This is a genomic window from Streptomyces sp. Isolate_45, assembly GCF_024721315.2.
Lineage (GTDB): Bacteria > Actinomycetota > Actinomycetes > Streptomycetales > Streptomycetaceae > Streptomyces.
This window is the reverse complement of record NZ_JANFAK020000047.1, coordinates 25529-40170: the sequence shown is the minus strand read 5'-3', so window position 1 is coordinate 40170 and position 14642 is coordinate 25529. Positions and strand designations below refer to the sequence as shown.

At 73.0% G+C, this 14642-nt stretch carries 12 protein-coding genes; 4 read left to right on the top strand and 8 right to left on the bottom strand.

All coding sequences use genetic code 11. The features are described from left to right. Positions 1–23: 23 nt before the first annotated feature. From NOD94_RS17580 to NOD94_RS17570, 3 genes are all read right to left on the bottom strand, one after another. Entirely contained in the window at positions 24–740 is a 717-nt protein-coding gene (locus NOD94_RS17580) for a helical backbone metal receptor (RefSeq protein WP_281206896.1), read from the bottom strand. Between the two features lie 4 nt (positions 741–744). Next, on the bottom strand, positions 745–1293 hold the full coding sequence (locus tag NOD94_RS17575) for an XRE family transcriptional regulator (RefSeq protein ID WP_281206913.1): 549 nt from the start codon (positions 1291–1293) through the stop codon (positions 745–747). A 241-nt stretch (positions 1294–1534) separates the two neighbouring features. Continuing rightward, entirely contained in the window at positions 1535–3535 is a 2001-nt protein-coding gene (locus NOD94_RS17570) for a peroxidase (RefSeq protein ID WP_281206895.1), read from the bottom strand. Positions 3536–4093: 558 nt separating this feature from the next. On the opposite strand from NOD94_RS17570, the gene NOD94_RS17565 reads away from it, so the two are divergent. The 4 genes from NOD94_RS17565 (at position 4094) to NOD94_RS17550 (ending at position 8569) form a co-directional block, all read left to right on the top strand. Next, the gene (locus tag NOD94_RS17565; RefSeq protein WP_281206912.1) at positions 4094–4999 is read left to right on the top strand and encodes a 5'-3' exonuclease; all 906 of its coding nucleotides are present in this window, start codon (positions 4094–4096) and stop codon (positions 4997–4999) included. Positions 5000–5048: 49 nt separating this feature from the next. Beyond that, the gene (locus NOD94_RS17560) at positions 5049–5894 is read left to right on the top strand and encodes a siderophore-interacting protein (RefSeq protein ID WP_281206894.1); all 846 of its coding nucleotides are present in this window, start codon (positions 5049–5051) and stop codon (positions 5892–5894) included. A gap of 118 nt (positions 5895–6012) precedes the next feature. After that, positions 6013–7578, top strand: a complete 1566-nt coding sequence (locus NOD94_RS17555; RefSeq protein ID WP_281206893.1) for a serine hydrolase — start codon at positions 6013–6015, stop codon at positions 7576–7578. Positions 7579–7597: 19 nt separating this feature from the next. Further along, the gene (locus tag NOD94_RS17550) at positions 7598–8569 is read left to right on the top strand and encodes a pseudouridine synthase (RefSeq protein ID WP_281206892.1); all 972 of its coding nucleotides are present in this window, start codon (positions 7598–7600) and stop codon (positions 8567–8569) included. Positions 8570–8578: 9 nt separating this feature from the next. Here the strand turns inward: NOD94_RS17550 and NOD94_RS17545 are convergent, their stop codons facing one another. The 5 genes from NOD94_RS17545 to tatA form a co-directional block, all read right to left on the bottom strand. Beyond that, positions 8579–9235 carry a TetR/AcrR family transcriptional regulator gene (locus NOD94_RS17545; protein ID WP_281206891.1) on the bottom strand — a complete coding sequence of 219 codons (657 nt, stop codon included), beginning with the start codon at positions 9233–9235 and terminating at the stop codon, positions 8579–8581. A 90-nt stretch (positions 9236–9325) separates the two neighbouring features. Then, on the bottom strand, positions 9326–12178 hold the full coding sequence (locus NOD94_RS17540; RefSeq protein WP_281206890.1) for a DEAD/DEAH box helicase: 2853 nt from the start codon (positions 12176–12178) through the stop codon (positions 9326–9328). Between the two features lie 46 nt (positions 12179–12224). Further along, on the bottom strand, positions 12225–13112 hold the full coding sequence (locus NOD94_RS17535) for a diacylglycerol kinase (RefSeq protein WP_281206889.1): 888 nt from the start codon (positions 13110–13112) through the stop codon (positions 12225–12227). Between the two features lie 17 nt (positions 13113–13129). After that, positions 13130–14086, bottom strand: coding sequence for a twin-arginine translocase subunit TatC (tatC, locus tag NOD94_RS17530; RefSeq protein ID WP_281206888.1), 957 nt, complete (start codon positions 14084–14086; stop codon positions 13130–13132). A gap of 57 nt (positions 14087–14143) precedes the next feature. Continuing rightward, a complete protein-coding gene (gene tatA / locus NOD94_RS17525) occupies positions 14144–14440 on the bottom strand; it encodes a Sec-independent protein translocase subunit TatA (RefSeq protein WP_281206887.1) in 297 nt (98 codons plus the stop codon). Positions 14441–14642: the final 202 nt, after the last annotated feature.

The window sequence follows — 14642 nt, the reverse complement described above, 5'->3', positions numbered from 1 at the left end:
CCCCGCGCGAACGCGGCCGGCACTCAGCCCAGCGCCGTCCCCAGGGCCGCCGCCAGGACCGCCGGCGCCTCGGCCAGCGAGGGCCCGTACCAGGTCAGGTGGCGGCCGCTGACCAGCGCGGCGGGCAGGCCGGGGAACGCCTCCGGCCCGTCCCCGGCGGTGAACCGGTAGGGCTCGTCGGGCAGGACCACCAGGTCGCATCCGTGCGCGGCCGCCTCCGCCGGCATCCTCCGATACCGCTCGGCGTGCCCGGCGTGGACGTTGCGCACACCGAGGCGGGCCAGCAGGTCCCCGGCGAAGGTGTCCCGACCCAGCACCATCCAGGGCCTGCGCCAGATCGGCACGACCGCGGTGAGCTCGCCCACCGGCTCGGCCCTCGCCCAGGCCTCCGCGGCGTCCGTCAGCCACCCGGGCCGCTCCAGCCCCAGCGCCCCCACGAGGACCCGGTCCAGTTCGGACAGCGCCTGCGGGAGGTCCCGTACCTCGGTGACCAGCACCTCCGCCCCGGCCTCGCGCAGCGCCGCCAGGTCGGGGGCCCGGTTCTCCTCCTCGTTGGCGATGACCAGGTCGGGGCGCAGCCCCAGGACCGCCCGTACGTCCGGGTTCTTCGTCCCCCCGATCCGCACGGCGCCCCCGAGGTCCGCCGGATGCGTGCACCAGTCGGTCACCCCGACGAGCAGGCCGGGCGCGCTGACCGCGACGGCCTCGGTCAGCGAGGGCACGAGCGAGACGACGCGCACGGGATCAGTGCCCCGGTGACGGGGGCTCGGACGTGGCGTGGATGTGGTCTCCGACCGCGACCACCAGGATCCGGGTGTCCTCGCCGGTGGCCCGCCAGCGGTGGCGCACGCCGCCCGACAGGAACAGGGCGTCACCGCTCTCCAGCCGGTACGCCCGCCCCTCTGCCTCCACCTGGCAGGCACCGGAGATCACGTACATCAGCTCGTCGTTGCGGTGCTGGTACTCGCGTCCGGCGTCCTGCTCCCCGGTGAACTCCAGCGCGTGCAGCTGGTGGTGTCCGCGAACGAGCGGCCGTACGCCGGGCACCGGGGTGAGGCCCGATTCGTCGCCGGCGCGCACGAGGTCCACGGTGCGCGCGGTGTCGGAGGCGGCCAGCAGCTCGACCGCGGTCGTCTCCAGGGCATCGGCGACCCGCTCCAGGGACCGCATGCTGGGGCGGGCGCGCTCGTTCTCTATCTGACTCAGGAAGGGCACCGACAGACCGCTGCGCGCCGACACGGCGGCGAGGGTCAGGTGCAGGGCACGGCGCCGCTTGCGGACGGCCACTCCCACCCGCAGCGGTTCCTTGGAGTCCTTCTCCTTGTCGCTTCCGGCGGCGGGACCGTTCCCGAGGTTCCCGCCGCCCGTGCCGTCCGCGATGTTTCCGTCTTCCTTGTCGTTCATTTCGGGGCTGCCCTCCCCTGTCCTCATCGCACATCGGTGTGCTGTAAGCACCTTACGCAGCAACCGGCCCCGGATTCGCGTGCAAGGGCGTACGGGGCCCGGCCCCCGGCAGCATCCCGTATCCTCCCGGTCACCCCGCGTCGCCGTCGGGGGCCCGCCACAGCACTCGGTCGCCGTCGACGATCACGACGTCGCCTTCCGGGCGGACCAGCAGCCGGGCGCCCGGGTGGCCGGCGGTGCCGCTGCTCCACACGGTGCGGGCGGCGTCGTCGCGCACGCTCAGCTCCCCGTCGCGGGAGAAGTGCGCGTCGTGGCCGGTCCCCGCGGTGCCCGTGCTCCAGGGGCGACCTCCGTCGCGGTCCAGCAGGACGAGGTCCCCGTCGGCGCCGAACGCGAGGCGGGCGTCGCCCGCGTCGAGGACGTCCCCGACCCGCAGGACGGTGCCGGGGTGGACCTCGATGGAGGCGTCGAGGCCGCCGTCGACGAGGCGGCGCAGGGTGGTGAGGGAGGGCGTGAAGGCGTAGAGGGCGCCCTCGGTACGGACGAAGCGGCCGAACTTGAGGGTGGTGGCCCGGCCGCCGCTGTCGGAGGGGGTCTCGAAGGCGACCGGCGACTCGGGGCCGAGCACGGGGTCGGCCCCGACGCGGGGGTTGCGGCCGGGCGGGAAGTCGACGTCGTTGATCCACCGCTTGGCGACGAACTCGAACTGCTGGACGAGGTCGGCCTGGTAGCCGATGAACAGCAGGCCGCGCGGGCTGTCCGGGCCGCCGGCGCCGCCCTGCGGCGCCGCGGGGTCGTAGGCGGGTCCGTACGGGATGCCGCGGCGGATGATGCGGCGCCCGTCCAGTTCGGCGGCGGCCAGCGGGGGACGGCCGGGAACGGTGACGAGGCCGTCGCGCGGGTTGCCCTTGCGGATGTGCGCGAAGAGCGGCGTGAGCCAGCCCTGCGGGTCGTCCCCGTACGTGAGGTCGGCGTCGGGGTCGCGTCCGGGCGGGCCGGGCTTCTCGGCGGCGGGGCAACCCGCGATGGGGGTGCCGCCGGGCCAGCGGCCCACCATGCGGGCGGCGAGCCAGGTCGAGGTCGCCTCGGGCGGCGCGGCACCGGCCTTCTTCAGTTCCGCGAGCCGTTCTCCGGCCTGGTCCCACCAGCCGGGCACGTCCTGGGCGAGCCGGCGGACCACCTGGAAGGACCCCCCGGTGGCCCAGGCGGGCAGTCCGGCGGGTCGCCGCCCCACCTTCTCCTGCCCGACGACGAACTCACCGGCCGGCACGATCCGGGTGCCGGGCTTCCCGAGCACGGTGGCCGCGCCGGCCGGGTCGGGCTCGTCGAAGCCCCGTACGCCGGGCTGGCTGATCCCGTCGGCGAACCCGAAGTGCTCGTGCCCGCGCAGGGCCCCGGTCAGGGTCGCCCCGTCCTGCCGGAACACGACCGATCCGCCGGCCGCCCGGACCGCGTCCCGGTGCCGGGCGACGGCCTCGGCGAGCCGGCCGGGATCGTCGGCGGCCAGGCCGAGGACGGCGTGGACGGCCCGGCCGGGTTCCTCGGCGCCGAACAGCCAGGAGTCGGGGGCGCTGGGCCCGGTGTCCCCGAGCGCCTCGGCGCGGCGGGCGGCGCCCTGGCTGAACGCCTCGGCGGTGCCGCCGGCGGGCAGGGCGGGGAAGGGGTCGCGCCCGGCGAGCAGGCGCAGGCCGGGGTGGGTGAGGGACAGGCTCGTCCACAGTGCCGACAGGGAGGAGGGGTCGGTGCCGCCGGACTTCACCCGCGCGGCGCTGAAGGCCGCGTTGAAGCGGGCCATCTCCTCGGTGGTGGAGATCTCGGGCAGCAGTCGGCCGAGCCAGCGGCGGGCCATCCCCGCGCCGCGGAAGTGCAGCAGCAGCAGGCAGGCGTGGTCCTTGCGGGACCCCGCCAGGACGTCGCCCTGGGTGTCGCGGTCGCCGCGCAGCGGCAGTTCGACGGCGGCCCCGGCCGCGGCCCGTCCGGCGGGAACGGCGCCGGCCGGGTCGCCGGGGAGGGCCGCGGTGACGGGGGCGGCCGCCTCCGCGGCCCAGGGGCACGCGGTGAGCGCGGCGGTGGCGGCCCCGGCCACCAGGACGGATCTGCGGGCGGGGCCGAAGGGCGGGGCTGCGTCCATGGGGGCTCCTGGGTGAGTGACGGGGGAAGGCGCGACGGCGGCGCCGAGGGGGAACGACACCCGTGCCCCGGCCGGCCCCCGCCGGGGGCGGGGGGCGAGGGGCCGACACGGGCGGACGGGCGCATGCGGACAGCCGGACGGACAGGCGGGCTGACGGACCGACGGCCCGACGGCCCGACGGACGCGACGAGGCGGCCCGGCGAGCCCCCTCCCGGCGGCCGACGCAGACTCGGACCGTCAGCGGGCGAACCGCCCCGACGCCCAACTCCCGCTCCACGGCGACGGGCTGACTCGGCGACGGCAAGCGGGGGAATCGGGTTCGACGGCGGCCGGGCGCTCGACCGGGAGAGCGGTGACGACGTGCATGGGCGTCCGAAACTCCTCGTACGGGGGGGGGCCGGGCGGGCAGAACGTCCTGCCAGTGGTCACACCCTCCGGGAAAGATCGCGGACGCGCGCGGCGGGACAACTGTTGGAGTGACGAAACGATCACCACGGGTGACCCGCGGGGTGCCGGGTCGGGTGCGGCATCATCGTCTGCGTGACGACACGACGCCTGATGCTCCTCGACACCGCTTCCCTCTACTACCGCGCCTACTTCGGCGTTCCGGACTCCGTGAAGGCCCCCGACGGCACCCCGGTCAACGCCGTCCGCGGGCTGCTCGACTTCATCGGCCGGCTGGTCCAGGACCACCACCCCGACGACCTTGTGGCCTGCATGGACGCGGACTGGCGGCCGCACTGGAGGGTGGAGCTGATCCCCTCCTACAAGGCGCACCGCGTCGCGCAGGAGACGGAATCCGGTCCCGACGTGGAGGAGACCCCGGACACCCTCGCCCCCCAGGTGCCGATCATCGAGGCGGCGCTGGACGCGTTCGGCATCGCCCGCGTCGGCGTCGCCGGGTACGAGGCGGACGACGTGATCGGCACGCTGACCGCCCGCGCGACCGGGCCGGTGGACATCGTCACCGGCGACCGGGACCTCTACCAGCTGGTCGACGACGCACGGCGGCGCCGCGTCCTGTACCCGCTCAAGGGCGTGGGGATGCTCCAGGTGACCGACGAGGCGTGGCTGCGCGAGAAGTACGGCGTGGACGGCGCCGGGTACGCGGACCTGGCGCTGCTGCGCGGCGACCCGAGCGACGGTCTGCCGGGCGTTCCCGGTGTCGGCGAGAAGACCGCCGCCAAGCTGCTGGACGCCTACGGGGACCTGGCCGGGGTCATCGCCGCGATCGACGACCCGAAGTCGAAGTTGACCCCCACACAGCGTAAGCGGCTGGATGAATCCCGGCCGTATCTGGCGGTGGCGCCGAAGGTCGTGCAGGTGGCCTCGGACGTCCCGCTCCCGGCCTTCGACCCGGCGCTGCCAAGGGTTCCGGCGCAGCCCGAGGTGGTCGACGCGCTCGCCCATCGGTGGGGTCTGGGCGGAGCGATCTCGCGCCTGAGCAGCGCGCTGCTCTCATGAGGTGCTAACTTAGGTAATCCTAAGTTTCAGGGGAGTTCAGGGAGACGCCGTGGCAGAAGGACGCGCCCGCACTGTCGGCACCGCAGTGGTCGTACGCACCGAGCGGCTGACGCCGCACATGGTCAGGATCGTGCTGGGCGGTGACGGACTGTCGGGCTTCGATGCGGGTGTGTACACCGACCACTACGTGAAACTGCTGTTCGCGCCCGAAGGCGTGCGGTACGCGGAGCCCTGGGACCTGGAGCGGATCCGCTCCACCCACCACCGCGAGTTCTGGCCGCGCCAGCGCGCGTACACGGTCCGCCACTGGGACCCGGCGCACCTGGAGCTGACCCTGGACTTCGTCGTCCACGGCGACGAGGGCCTGGCCGGACCGTGGGCGGCCCGCGTCCAGCCCGGCGAGCTGGTCCACTTCCTCGGCCCCGGTGGCGCGTACGCACCCGACCCGCTGGCCGGCTGGCACCTCCTGGCCGGTGACGAGAGCGCCCTGCCGGCGATCGCGGCCGCGATGGAGCGGATGCCGGTGGGTGCGCGGGTCCACGCCTTCGTGGAGATCGACGGTCCGGCCGACGAGCAGAAGTTCGCCACCCCGGACGGCGTGGTGCCGGTGTGGCTGCACCGCGGCGACCGCCCGGTGGGCGCGGCCCTCGTGGAGGCCGTCACCTCCTTCGTGTTCCCCTCCGGCGACGTGCAGGCCTTCGTCCACGGCGAGGCCGGCTTCGTGAAGGAACTCCGCCGCCACCTGCGCCTGGACCGCGGCGTCCCGCGGGAGCGCCTGTCGATCTCGGGCTACTGGCGCCAGGGCGAGACGGACGAGGGCTGGCGCGCGATCAAGCGGGACTGGAACGCCTCGGTGGAGGCCGAACAGGACCTCCGCCCCCGCGCCGCCGCCTGAGGGAACCTTTCCCCACCCCGGATCCTCAAGCTCCGCCGGGCAAGCCCCGGGCCGACCCCATCCCGCCCCCCGCAGCCGCCGGAGGGCGGGACCGCCCGTTCGGCGGGACAATGTCCGCATGCGTACGCTCCGCGCGGCCGGGCTGGCCGGGGCCGCGTTCGTCCTCGTCGCGACGGGTTCCGCGGCAGCGGCCCCGGCGGCCCCGACGCCGCCCCCTCCCCCCAAGCCGCTCCTCACCGACACCGACGTCGCGGGCGCGCTCGCCCGCCTCGACACGACGGTCAGGGACGGCATGCGCAGCACCGGTGTTCCCGGCGTCTCGGTGGTCGTGGTCCACCGGGACAAGGTGGTCCACCTCCAGGGCTACGGCGTCCGCAGGACCGGCGAGGGCGGCGCCGTCGATGCGGACACGGTCTTCCAACTGGCCTCCCTCTCGAAGCCGATCTCCTCCACCGTCGTCGCCGGCGCGCTCTCCTCCCCCGACGCGTGGGACACGCCCCTCGGCCGGACCCTGCCCGGCTTCGCCCTCAAGGACCCCTGGGTCACCGCCCACGTCTCGGCCGCCGACCTGTTCTCGCACCGCAGCGGCCTCCCCGACCACGCCGGGGACCTCCTGGAGGACCTAGGCCACGAGCAGCCGTACATCCTGGACCACCTCCGCTTCGAGCCCCTGACCCCCTTCCGCGCGAGTTACGCCTACACCAACTTCGGGCTCACCGCCGCCGCCGAGGCCGTCGCCCGCGACCACGGCGCCGGCTGGCAGAAGCTCAGCGACGACACCCTGTTCAAGCCCGCCGGAATGACCCGTACCAGCACCGAGTTCTCCGCCTACGCGAACGCCCCCGACCGCGCGTACGGCCACGTCAAGAACCCCGACGGCACCTGGAGCCCGCGCTTCGTCCGGGACGCCGACGCCCAGGCCCCGGCCGGCGGGGTCAGTTCCACGGCCCGCGACATGGCCCGCTGGCTACGCCTCCAGCTCTCCGGCGGCACCCTCGACGGCAAGCGCGTCATCCCGGCCGACGCCCTCGCCCGCACCCACCTCCCCGAGATCGTCGCGCAGGACCGGACCCCCCAGGGCACCCCGCAGTTCTACGGCCTCGGCTGGAACGTGAGCTACGACCAGGCGGGCCGGCTGCGCCTGAGCCACTCCGGGGCCTTCGACCTCGGCGCGAACTCCAACGTCACCCTGCTCCCCCTGGAGCAGCTCGGCATCGTCGTCCTGACCAACGGCGCTCCCGTCGGCCTCGCCGACGCCGTCGCCCTCGACTTCTTCGACACCGCCGAGCACGGCAGGCCGAGCACCGACTGGCTGGCGCTGACCGCCTCCCTCTACGCGCGGGCGGAGGACGCGAACCGCTCCCGCACCGACTACGCGCGACCGCCGGCGGGCGCCCGCCCGGCGCAGGACTCCGGCGCGTACACCGGCACGTACGACAACGCGTTCTACGGCCCGCTCACCGTCACCTCCGACGGCAAGGACCGGGGCAACGGCAAGGGCCTCACCCTCTCCCTCGGTCCCGGCCCCAAGCGCTTCCCGCTGACCCACTACGACGGGGACACCTTCAGCTTCGTGACCTCCGGCGAGAACGCCGTCGGCCGCACCGGGGTCACCTTCTCCGACGGCACGGTCCGCGTCGAGTACCTGGACGAGAACCACCTGGGCACCTTCACCCGAGAGTAGCCGCCTACCCTGGTCCCTGATGACCCGCAGATCCCACGTGCCGCCCTCGCCCCTGCCCCAGCTCTCCGGCATCGACCCGGTCCGGCTACGGCTGCCTCCCGACCCGGAGGACAGGTGGCCGACCCTCGGCGCGTACCTGGCCGAGCGCTACGCCGGCACCCGCGGCGCCGAGTCGATGGCCCGGCTCCTCTCGGCGGGCCGGGTCGTGGGCCCGGGCGGCCGGGTGCTGCGCCCTGAGGACCCGTACGAGCCGGGCGGCTGGATCTTCTTCCACCGGGACATGCCCGCGGAACCGCCGGTGCCGTTCCCGATCCGTGTCGTGTACCGGGACCAACACCTGCTGGTGGTGGACAAGCCGCACTTCCTGGCGACCACCCCGCGCGGCAGCCACGTCTTCCAGACCGCCCTGGCCCGGCTGCGCCAGGAACTGGACCTGCCGACGCTGAGCCCGGCGCACCGGCTGGACCGGATGACGGCGGGGCTGGTCATGTTCAGCATCCGCCCCGAGGACCGCGGCGCCTACCAGCTGTTGTTCCAGAACCGGCAGGTCCGCAAGGAGTACGAGGCCCTCGCGGTCCACGACCCGGCGGTGGAGCTGCCCCGCACGGTCCGCAGCCACATCGAGAAGGTCCGGGGCGTCATGGCGGCGACCGAGGTCCCGGGCGCGGAGCCCAACGCGGAGAGCCTGGTCGAGCTGACCGACGTCCGGGGCGGCCTGGGCCGCTACCGGCTGACCCCGCACACCGGCCGCACCCACCAACTGCGGGTGCACATGAACTCCCTCGGCCTGCCCATCCTCGGCGACCCCGTCTACCCGGTGGTCGCGGAGCCCGTCGAGCCGGCCGACTACCGCCGTCCGCTCCAGCTGCTGGCGCGGACCCTCGCCTTCACCGACCCGGTGACGGGCCTCGCCCACCACCTGGAGACCGGCCTCACCCTCAGGGCCTGGTCCGACCGCCCCGGCTGGGAAACGGGCCCTACGTCCCTTTGACGACAGGCCTTAGGGCGGTTCCGCCACACCCGCGATGCGCAGCGCGGCGTCGGCGGCGGCCTCCGCGAACGCGGCGGGCGGGCGGGCCGGGTCGGAGCGGTGGATCAGCATGACGCCCTCGATCAGCCCGAAGACGAGATCGTTGCGCAGCGTCAGGCCGGCCTTGTCCCCGGCCAGTTCGGCGCCGACGGAAGTTCCCTTGAGCAAGGTCCGGTAGGTGTCGCGCAGTTCGGCCCGCATGCGCCGGAACTGCCCGAAGCGCTGCCCGCGCAGCTCGGGGAGCAGGTAGAGGGCGCCCAGGTTGTGCGGTCCCCCGCACAGCAGCAGGACGTCCGAGCGGCACAGCTCCCACAGCCGCCGGGCCGCCGGCCGGCCCGTCTCGGTGAGGAGCCGCCGGGAGAGCACCAGTGAGGGTGCGACCGTGGACTCCAGGAGTTCGGCGAGGAGTTCCTCCTTGCCACTGAAGTAGTGGTACATCGTGGCCTGCCGCATTCCGGCCCGTTCGGCGACCGCCCGCGTGGTGGTGGCCCCGTACCCCCGCACCGTGAACAGCTCGGCCGCCGCGCACAGGAGTTCCTCGCGCGGCGGCCGGCCGGTATCCGGTCTCAACTGGTCGGCGCGTGGCCGACCGACCCGTCTCGGTCCTTCGTCCGTTCCCGCACTCATGCGCCGATCGTCGCACAGGACACGACGAATCGATCATGGCAAGAGATGAGATCCGGCCATGACGGGTCTAGGAGGAAGCCCCAAAAGCGCCTAGCCGACCGAACTGTAGGCCACTACGCCCCGAAGCAGTCCGTCCACGGCCTTACGGGCATTTCGCGCCACCGTGCTCCCGCCGGCCGAGGACGGCGGAGCGGAGGACGACGGCGCCGCAGCCGCGATCTGCCCGAGGACGTCGATGACCTGCTTGCACCAGCGGACGAAGTCGCCCGCCGGCATCTCGGCCTCGCGCAGCACCTCGTCCAGGCTCTTGTCGGAGGCCCACTGGTACGCCGCCCACGCGAAGCCGAGGTCCGGCTCCCGCTGGCCCACGCCCTCCGCCTGGTTGATGCGGTGTTCCTCCTCCAGCGCGTCGAGCCGACCCCAGATGCGGACCATCTCGCCCAGCGCCGCCTTCGCCGCGCCGCCCGGCACCTTCGGCGCCACCGCGTCGTCGGCCTGCCGCGATTCGAAGACCAACGCCGATACGCAGGCCGCCAGTTCGGCCGGACTCAGCCCTTCCCACACGCCTTCGCGCAGGCACTCCGAGGCCAGCAGGTCCAGCTCGCCGTAGAGACGGGCGAGCCGCTTGCCGTGCACGGTCACCTCGTCCTCGCGCAGGTAGTCCAGCTCGGTGAGCAGCGCGTGGATCCGGTCGAAGGTGCGGGCGATGGTGTTCGTCCGGCCCTCGATGCGCCGCTCCAGCTGCTGGGTGTCGCGCTTGAGCCGGTGGTAGCGCTCGGCCCAACGGGCGTGGTCCTCGCGCTCGTCGCAGCCGTGACAGGGGTGGGCCCGCAGCGCGGCCCGCAGCCGGGCGATCTCCCGGTCGTCGGCCGCCGCGGCCCGGCCCGGCCGGTGCCGTTCCGGGGCGTGGTGGCCCGCCTTGGCGCGCAGCGCGGACGCCAGGTCCCTGCGGGACTGCGGCGAACGGGGGTTGAACGTCTTCGGGATCCGCATCCGGTCGATGGCCTCGACCGGGACCGGGAAGTCGATCGCGGCGAGCCTCTTGACCTGCCGCTCGGCGGTGAGGACGAGCGGGCGCGGACCCTCGGTGTACTCGTGCCCGCGGTGTCCGTTGACCCGTCCGGCCGGCACGCCCGGGTCCAGGACGAGCGCCAACCCGGCGAACTTGCCGGTCGGCACGTGGATGACGTCGCCCGGCTTGAGCCGCTCCAGGGAACCGGCCGCCTGCACCCGGCGCTGCGCCGCGCCCTGCTTGGCCAGGTCGGTCTCGCGGTCCTTGAGGTCGCGGCGCAGTCCCGCGTACTCCTCGAAGTCCCCGAGGTGGCAGGTCATGCCCTCCTGGTAGCCCTCCAGGCCCTCCTCGTTGCGCTGCACCTGCTTGGAGATGCCGACGACGGACCGGTCGGCCTGGAACTGCGCGAAGGAGGTTTCGAGCAGTTCGCGCGAGCGGTGCCGCCCGAACTGGCTGACCAGGTTGACGGCCATGTTGTAGGAGGGCTTGAAGCTGGAGCGCAGCGGATACGTACGGGTACCGGCCAGGCCGGCCAGTGCCACCGGGTCCATGCCGCGCTGCCACAGCACCACCGCGTGGCCCTCGACGTCGATGCCGCGCCGCCCGGCCCGGCCGGTCAGCTGCGTGTACTCGCCGGGGGTGATGTCGGCGTGCTGCTCGCCGTTCCACTTGACGAGCTTCTCCAGGATGACCGTGCGCGCGGGCATGTTGATGCCCAGGGCGAGGGTCTCGGTGGCGAAGACGGCCTTGACGAGGCCGCGTACGAAGAGTTCCTCGACGACCTCCTTGAAGGTGGGCAGCATGCCCGCGTGGTGCGCGGCGATGCCCCTCTCCAGGCCTTCGAGCCACTCGTAGTAGCCGAGGACGTGCAGGTCCTCGGTGGGGATCGAGGCGGTCCGCTCCTCGACGATCTCACGGACCTTCAGCCGCGCGGAGTCGTCGTTGAGCCGCAGGCCCGCGTACAGGCACTGTTGGACGGCGGCCTCGCAACCCGCCCTGCTGAAGATGAAGTTGATGGCCGGCAGCAGGTTGTCGTTCTCCAGCCGCCCGATGACCTCGGGGCGGGCGGGGGTCCAGATCCGGCTGCGGGAGCGGCGTTCGCGCTCGCGGTCGGCCTCGCGGACCATCTTGCCGCGCCGGCGGTCCTTGGGGTTGTAGGTGCGGCTGTTCTCCTCACGGGCCATCCGCAGCAGGTCGGGGTTGACCTCGCGGCGGCCGGAGCCGCGGCCTCCGTGGTCGGACTCCTCCTCGAAGAGGTCGTAGACCCGACGCCCCGCCATGACGTGCTGCCACAGCGGTACGGGCCGCTCCTCGGAGACGATGACCTCGGTGTCGCCGCGCACGGTGTCGAGCCAGTCGCCGAACTCCTCGGCGTTGGAGACGGTCGCGGAGAGGGAGACCAGGGTCACCGACTCGGGGAGGTGGATGATCACTTCCTCCCAGACGGCTCCGCGGAACCGGTCGGAGAGGTAGTGCACCTCGTCCATCACGACGTAGCCGAGGCCGCGCAGCGCCTGCGAGCCCGCGTAGAGCATGTTGCGGAGCACCTCGGTGGTCATCACGACCACGGGGGCGTCGGCGTTGACGCTGTTGTCACCCGTCAGCAGGCCCACCTTGTCGGCGCCGTAGCGCTTGACGAGGTCGGCGTACTTCTGGTTCGACAGGGCCTTGATGGGCGTCGTGTAGAAGCACTTGCGGCCCTGTTGGAGGGCCAGGTGCACGGCGAACTCGCCGACGATGGTCTTGCCCGAGCCGGTCGGGGCGGCCACCAGGACGCCCTTGCCCGCCTCCAGTGCCTTGCAGGCCTCGACCTGGTACGGATCCAGGTCGAATTCGTACATCTCGCGGAAGGGTGCCAGTGAGGTGGCTTCTTCGGCGGCGCGGATCCGGGCAGCGGCGTACCGCTCGGCGGGAGAGAGTTCTTCGGTCATCTTGGTATCGAGCCTACCCGTCGCCTCCGACAACAGTCGCGATCATTTACGCGAGCAGCCGCAGGGCCCCGGGGACGCACTCGGCGGTCACCGGGAGGGCTCCGAGGGGCTCGCCGTCCGCGTAGGCGCCGAGCCCGGCCGCCTCCAGGGTGACCTTGGCGGCCCGGTGGACGCTCACCCGCGGATGGTCGAGGTGCGCGCCCTTGTAGACCTGCGGGAACACCCGGAGCAGGGTCCGGCGGCTGCAGTTCCCGACGACCGTGACGTCGAGGAGGCCGTCGTCGGTGACGGCGTCCGCGCAGATGCGCATCCCGCCGCCGTACGAGGACCCGTTGCCGACGGCGACCAGCGCGGCCCCGGTCTCGATGGGCGGCCCGTCGTCGAGGGTGATCCGGTAGGGCGCGGGCCGGAACGCGGCCAGTTCCAGCGCGAGGGCCAGGTCGTAGCGGAACCTGCCGAGCGGCAGCCGCATCCGGTTGCCGCGGTCGTTGACGCGGGAGTCGAAGCCGGAGCACAGCACGGTCCCGAACCAGCCGCCGCGAACGCGGCCGAGGTCGGTCTCCCGGATCCGGCCCTCCTTGAGGGCCTCGGCCGCTTGCCGTGCCGCCCGCCCGGGTTCCCGTACGGGCAGGCCCAGCGCGCGGGCGAAGTCGTTGCCGGTGCCGGCGGCGACCACCCCGAGGGGGACGTCCGTGCCGGCCAGGGCCTGGAGGGCGAGGGAGACCAGCCCGTCGCCGCCGACCGCGATCACCGCCCCGGTGCCGTCGCGGACCGCGGCGCGCAGTCGTGCGAGCGCGTCGGCCGCGTCGGTGCCGACGACGGTCCTGACCTCATGGCCGGCCGCCCGGAGCGCCGAAGCGGCCGGCTGCGCGGCCCGCGCGCCCCGGCCGCGTCCGGCGGTGGGATTGACGAAGAGGGTGATCTCGGCGGTCACCCGGCGCAATCCATCCGTCAGGTCGCGTCGTCGTAACCGTTGATCCGCTGGCGTCCGCCGTCGGCCTGTTCGGGCAGCGTGGACGGGGCGGCGACGGGTTCCATGGCGCCGACGGGCGCCGGGGTGAGGTCCAGTTCGGCGGCCTCGTCGTCGTCGAGGCCCGCGTCGGGGTTGTTGCGGGCGCGTCGGCGGTCATTGACCAGACAGACGGCGAGCGCGACGAAGTAGAGCCCGACGATCGGGGCGGCCAGCGACAGCATGGTGAGCGGGTCACCGGTCGGGGTCGCGAAGGCGGCGAAGACGGTGATGCCGAGGACCATGGCCCGCCACCAGCTCGCCAGCCGCTTGCCGGTGAGGACCCCGGTGATGTTCAGCAGGATCAGCAGCAACGGCAGCTCGAAGGCCAGGCCGAAGACGACGACCATGCGCGTGACCAGGTCGAGGTAGTCGTCGACCGGCAGCAGGTTGCGCGCGTGATCGGGGGTGAATTCCAGGAGGATCGTGGCGGTCTGCGGGAGGATCTTGTACGCGAGGACGGCGCCCGCGCCGAACAGGGGTGCGCCGATCGCGACGAAGCTCATCGCGTACTTCTTCTCGTGGCCGTGCAGACCGGGGGCGGTGAACGCCCACAGCTGGTAGAGCCACACCGGAGCGGAGAGCACCACACCGGCGGCGAGCGAGACCTTGAGGGCGATCGAGAACGGCGCGATGAGGCCGTTGACGGTCATGTCGGCGCAGGGGCGGCCGTTGCGCTGCGAGACGACGCCGTCGGTACAGCCGACGGAGTCCAGCATCGGCTTCAGCATGAAGTCGATGAGGTCCTTGTAGAAGAAGGCCGCCACGACGGTGATCACGAGGATCGCCAGGACCGACTTCAGCAGACGGTTTCTCAGCTCACGCAGGTGCTCGACAAGAGGCATCCGCCCTTCGGCGTCCTTGTCCGCTTTCTCCTGCTTGCGGGCAGACTTGAGCAACCCACGTCCCTTGTCTCGTTGCAGATGACTGGCGCGTGGCGGTGGTGACCGCCCGTGTCAGCTCTTGGCGGTGTGGTTGGGCTCGCTGACGGGGCGGGCGCTGGTGACGTCACCGGGGGCGGCCTGGATCGTGCGCGGGGCCGTGGTCTGCTGCGGGGCCTGGTCGGCGACCGTGGCGGCGGTCGCTGCGTCCTCGGCCTCGCCGTCCTTCTTCATGGCCTTGGCCTCACTCTTGAGGATGCGGGCCGACTTGCCCAGCGAGCGGGCCATCTCGGGGAGCTTCTTGGCGCCGAACAGCAGCACGATGACAGCGATGATCAGAAGGATCTCAAGGGGCTTCAGATTGCCGATCATGTGTGTCTTCCTTCTCACCGAAACGGCTGGTTGTGGTGGCCTGAGCTGATTTCGGATCAAGATCCGCCACCGCTCTGACATCGATCGTAACCCCCGAGGGTTAACGCCCGGCAATCCCCAGGGGTATCCACGCTGGTGCGCGACTCAGACGGTACGGCTCCCACTCCACCTTTTCCATGGGCGTGCGGACACCGGAGTACGG

What these genes read in the sequence shown, in the direction of transcription:
- NOD94_RS17550 (WP_281206892.1), top strand. Translation starts at nt 7,598, where the DNA reads ATGACCCGCAGATCCCACGTGCCGCCCTCGCCCCTGCCCCAGCTCTCC.
- NOD94_RS17555 (WP_281206893.1), top strand. Translation starts at nt 6,013, where the DNA reads ATGCGTACGCTCCGCGCGGCCGGGCTGGCCGGGGCCGCGTTCGTCCTC.
- NOD94_RS17565 (WP_281206912.1), top strand. Translation starts at nt 4,094, where the DNA reads ATGCTCCTCGACACCGCTTCCCTCTACTACCGCGCCTACTTCGGCGTT.
- NOD94_RS17570 (WP_281206895.1), bottom strand. Translation starts at nt 3,535, where the DNA reads ATGGACGCAGCCCCGCCCTTCGGCCCCGCCCGCAGATCCGTCCTGGTG.
- NOD94_RS17545 (WP_281206891.1), bottom strand. Translation starts at nt 9,235, where the DNA reads ATGAGTGCGGGAACGGACGAAGGACCGAGACGGGTCGGTCGGCCACGC.
- NOD94_RS17540 (WP_281206890.1), bottom strand. Translation starts at nt 12,178, where the DNA reads ATGACCGAAGAACTCTCTCCCGCCGAGCGGTACGCCGCTGCCCGGATC.
- tatA (WP_281206887.1), bottom strand. Translation starts at nt 14,440, where the DNA reads ATGATCGGCAATCTGAAGCCCCTTGAGATCCTTCTGATCATCGCTGTC.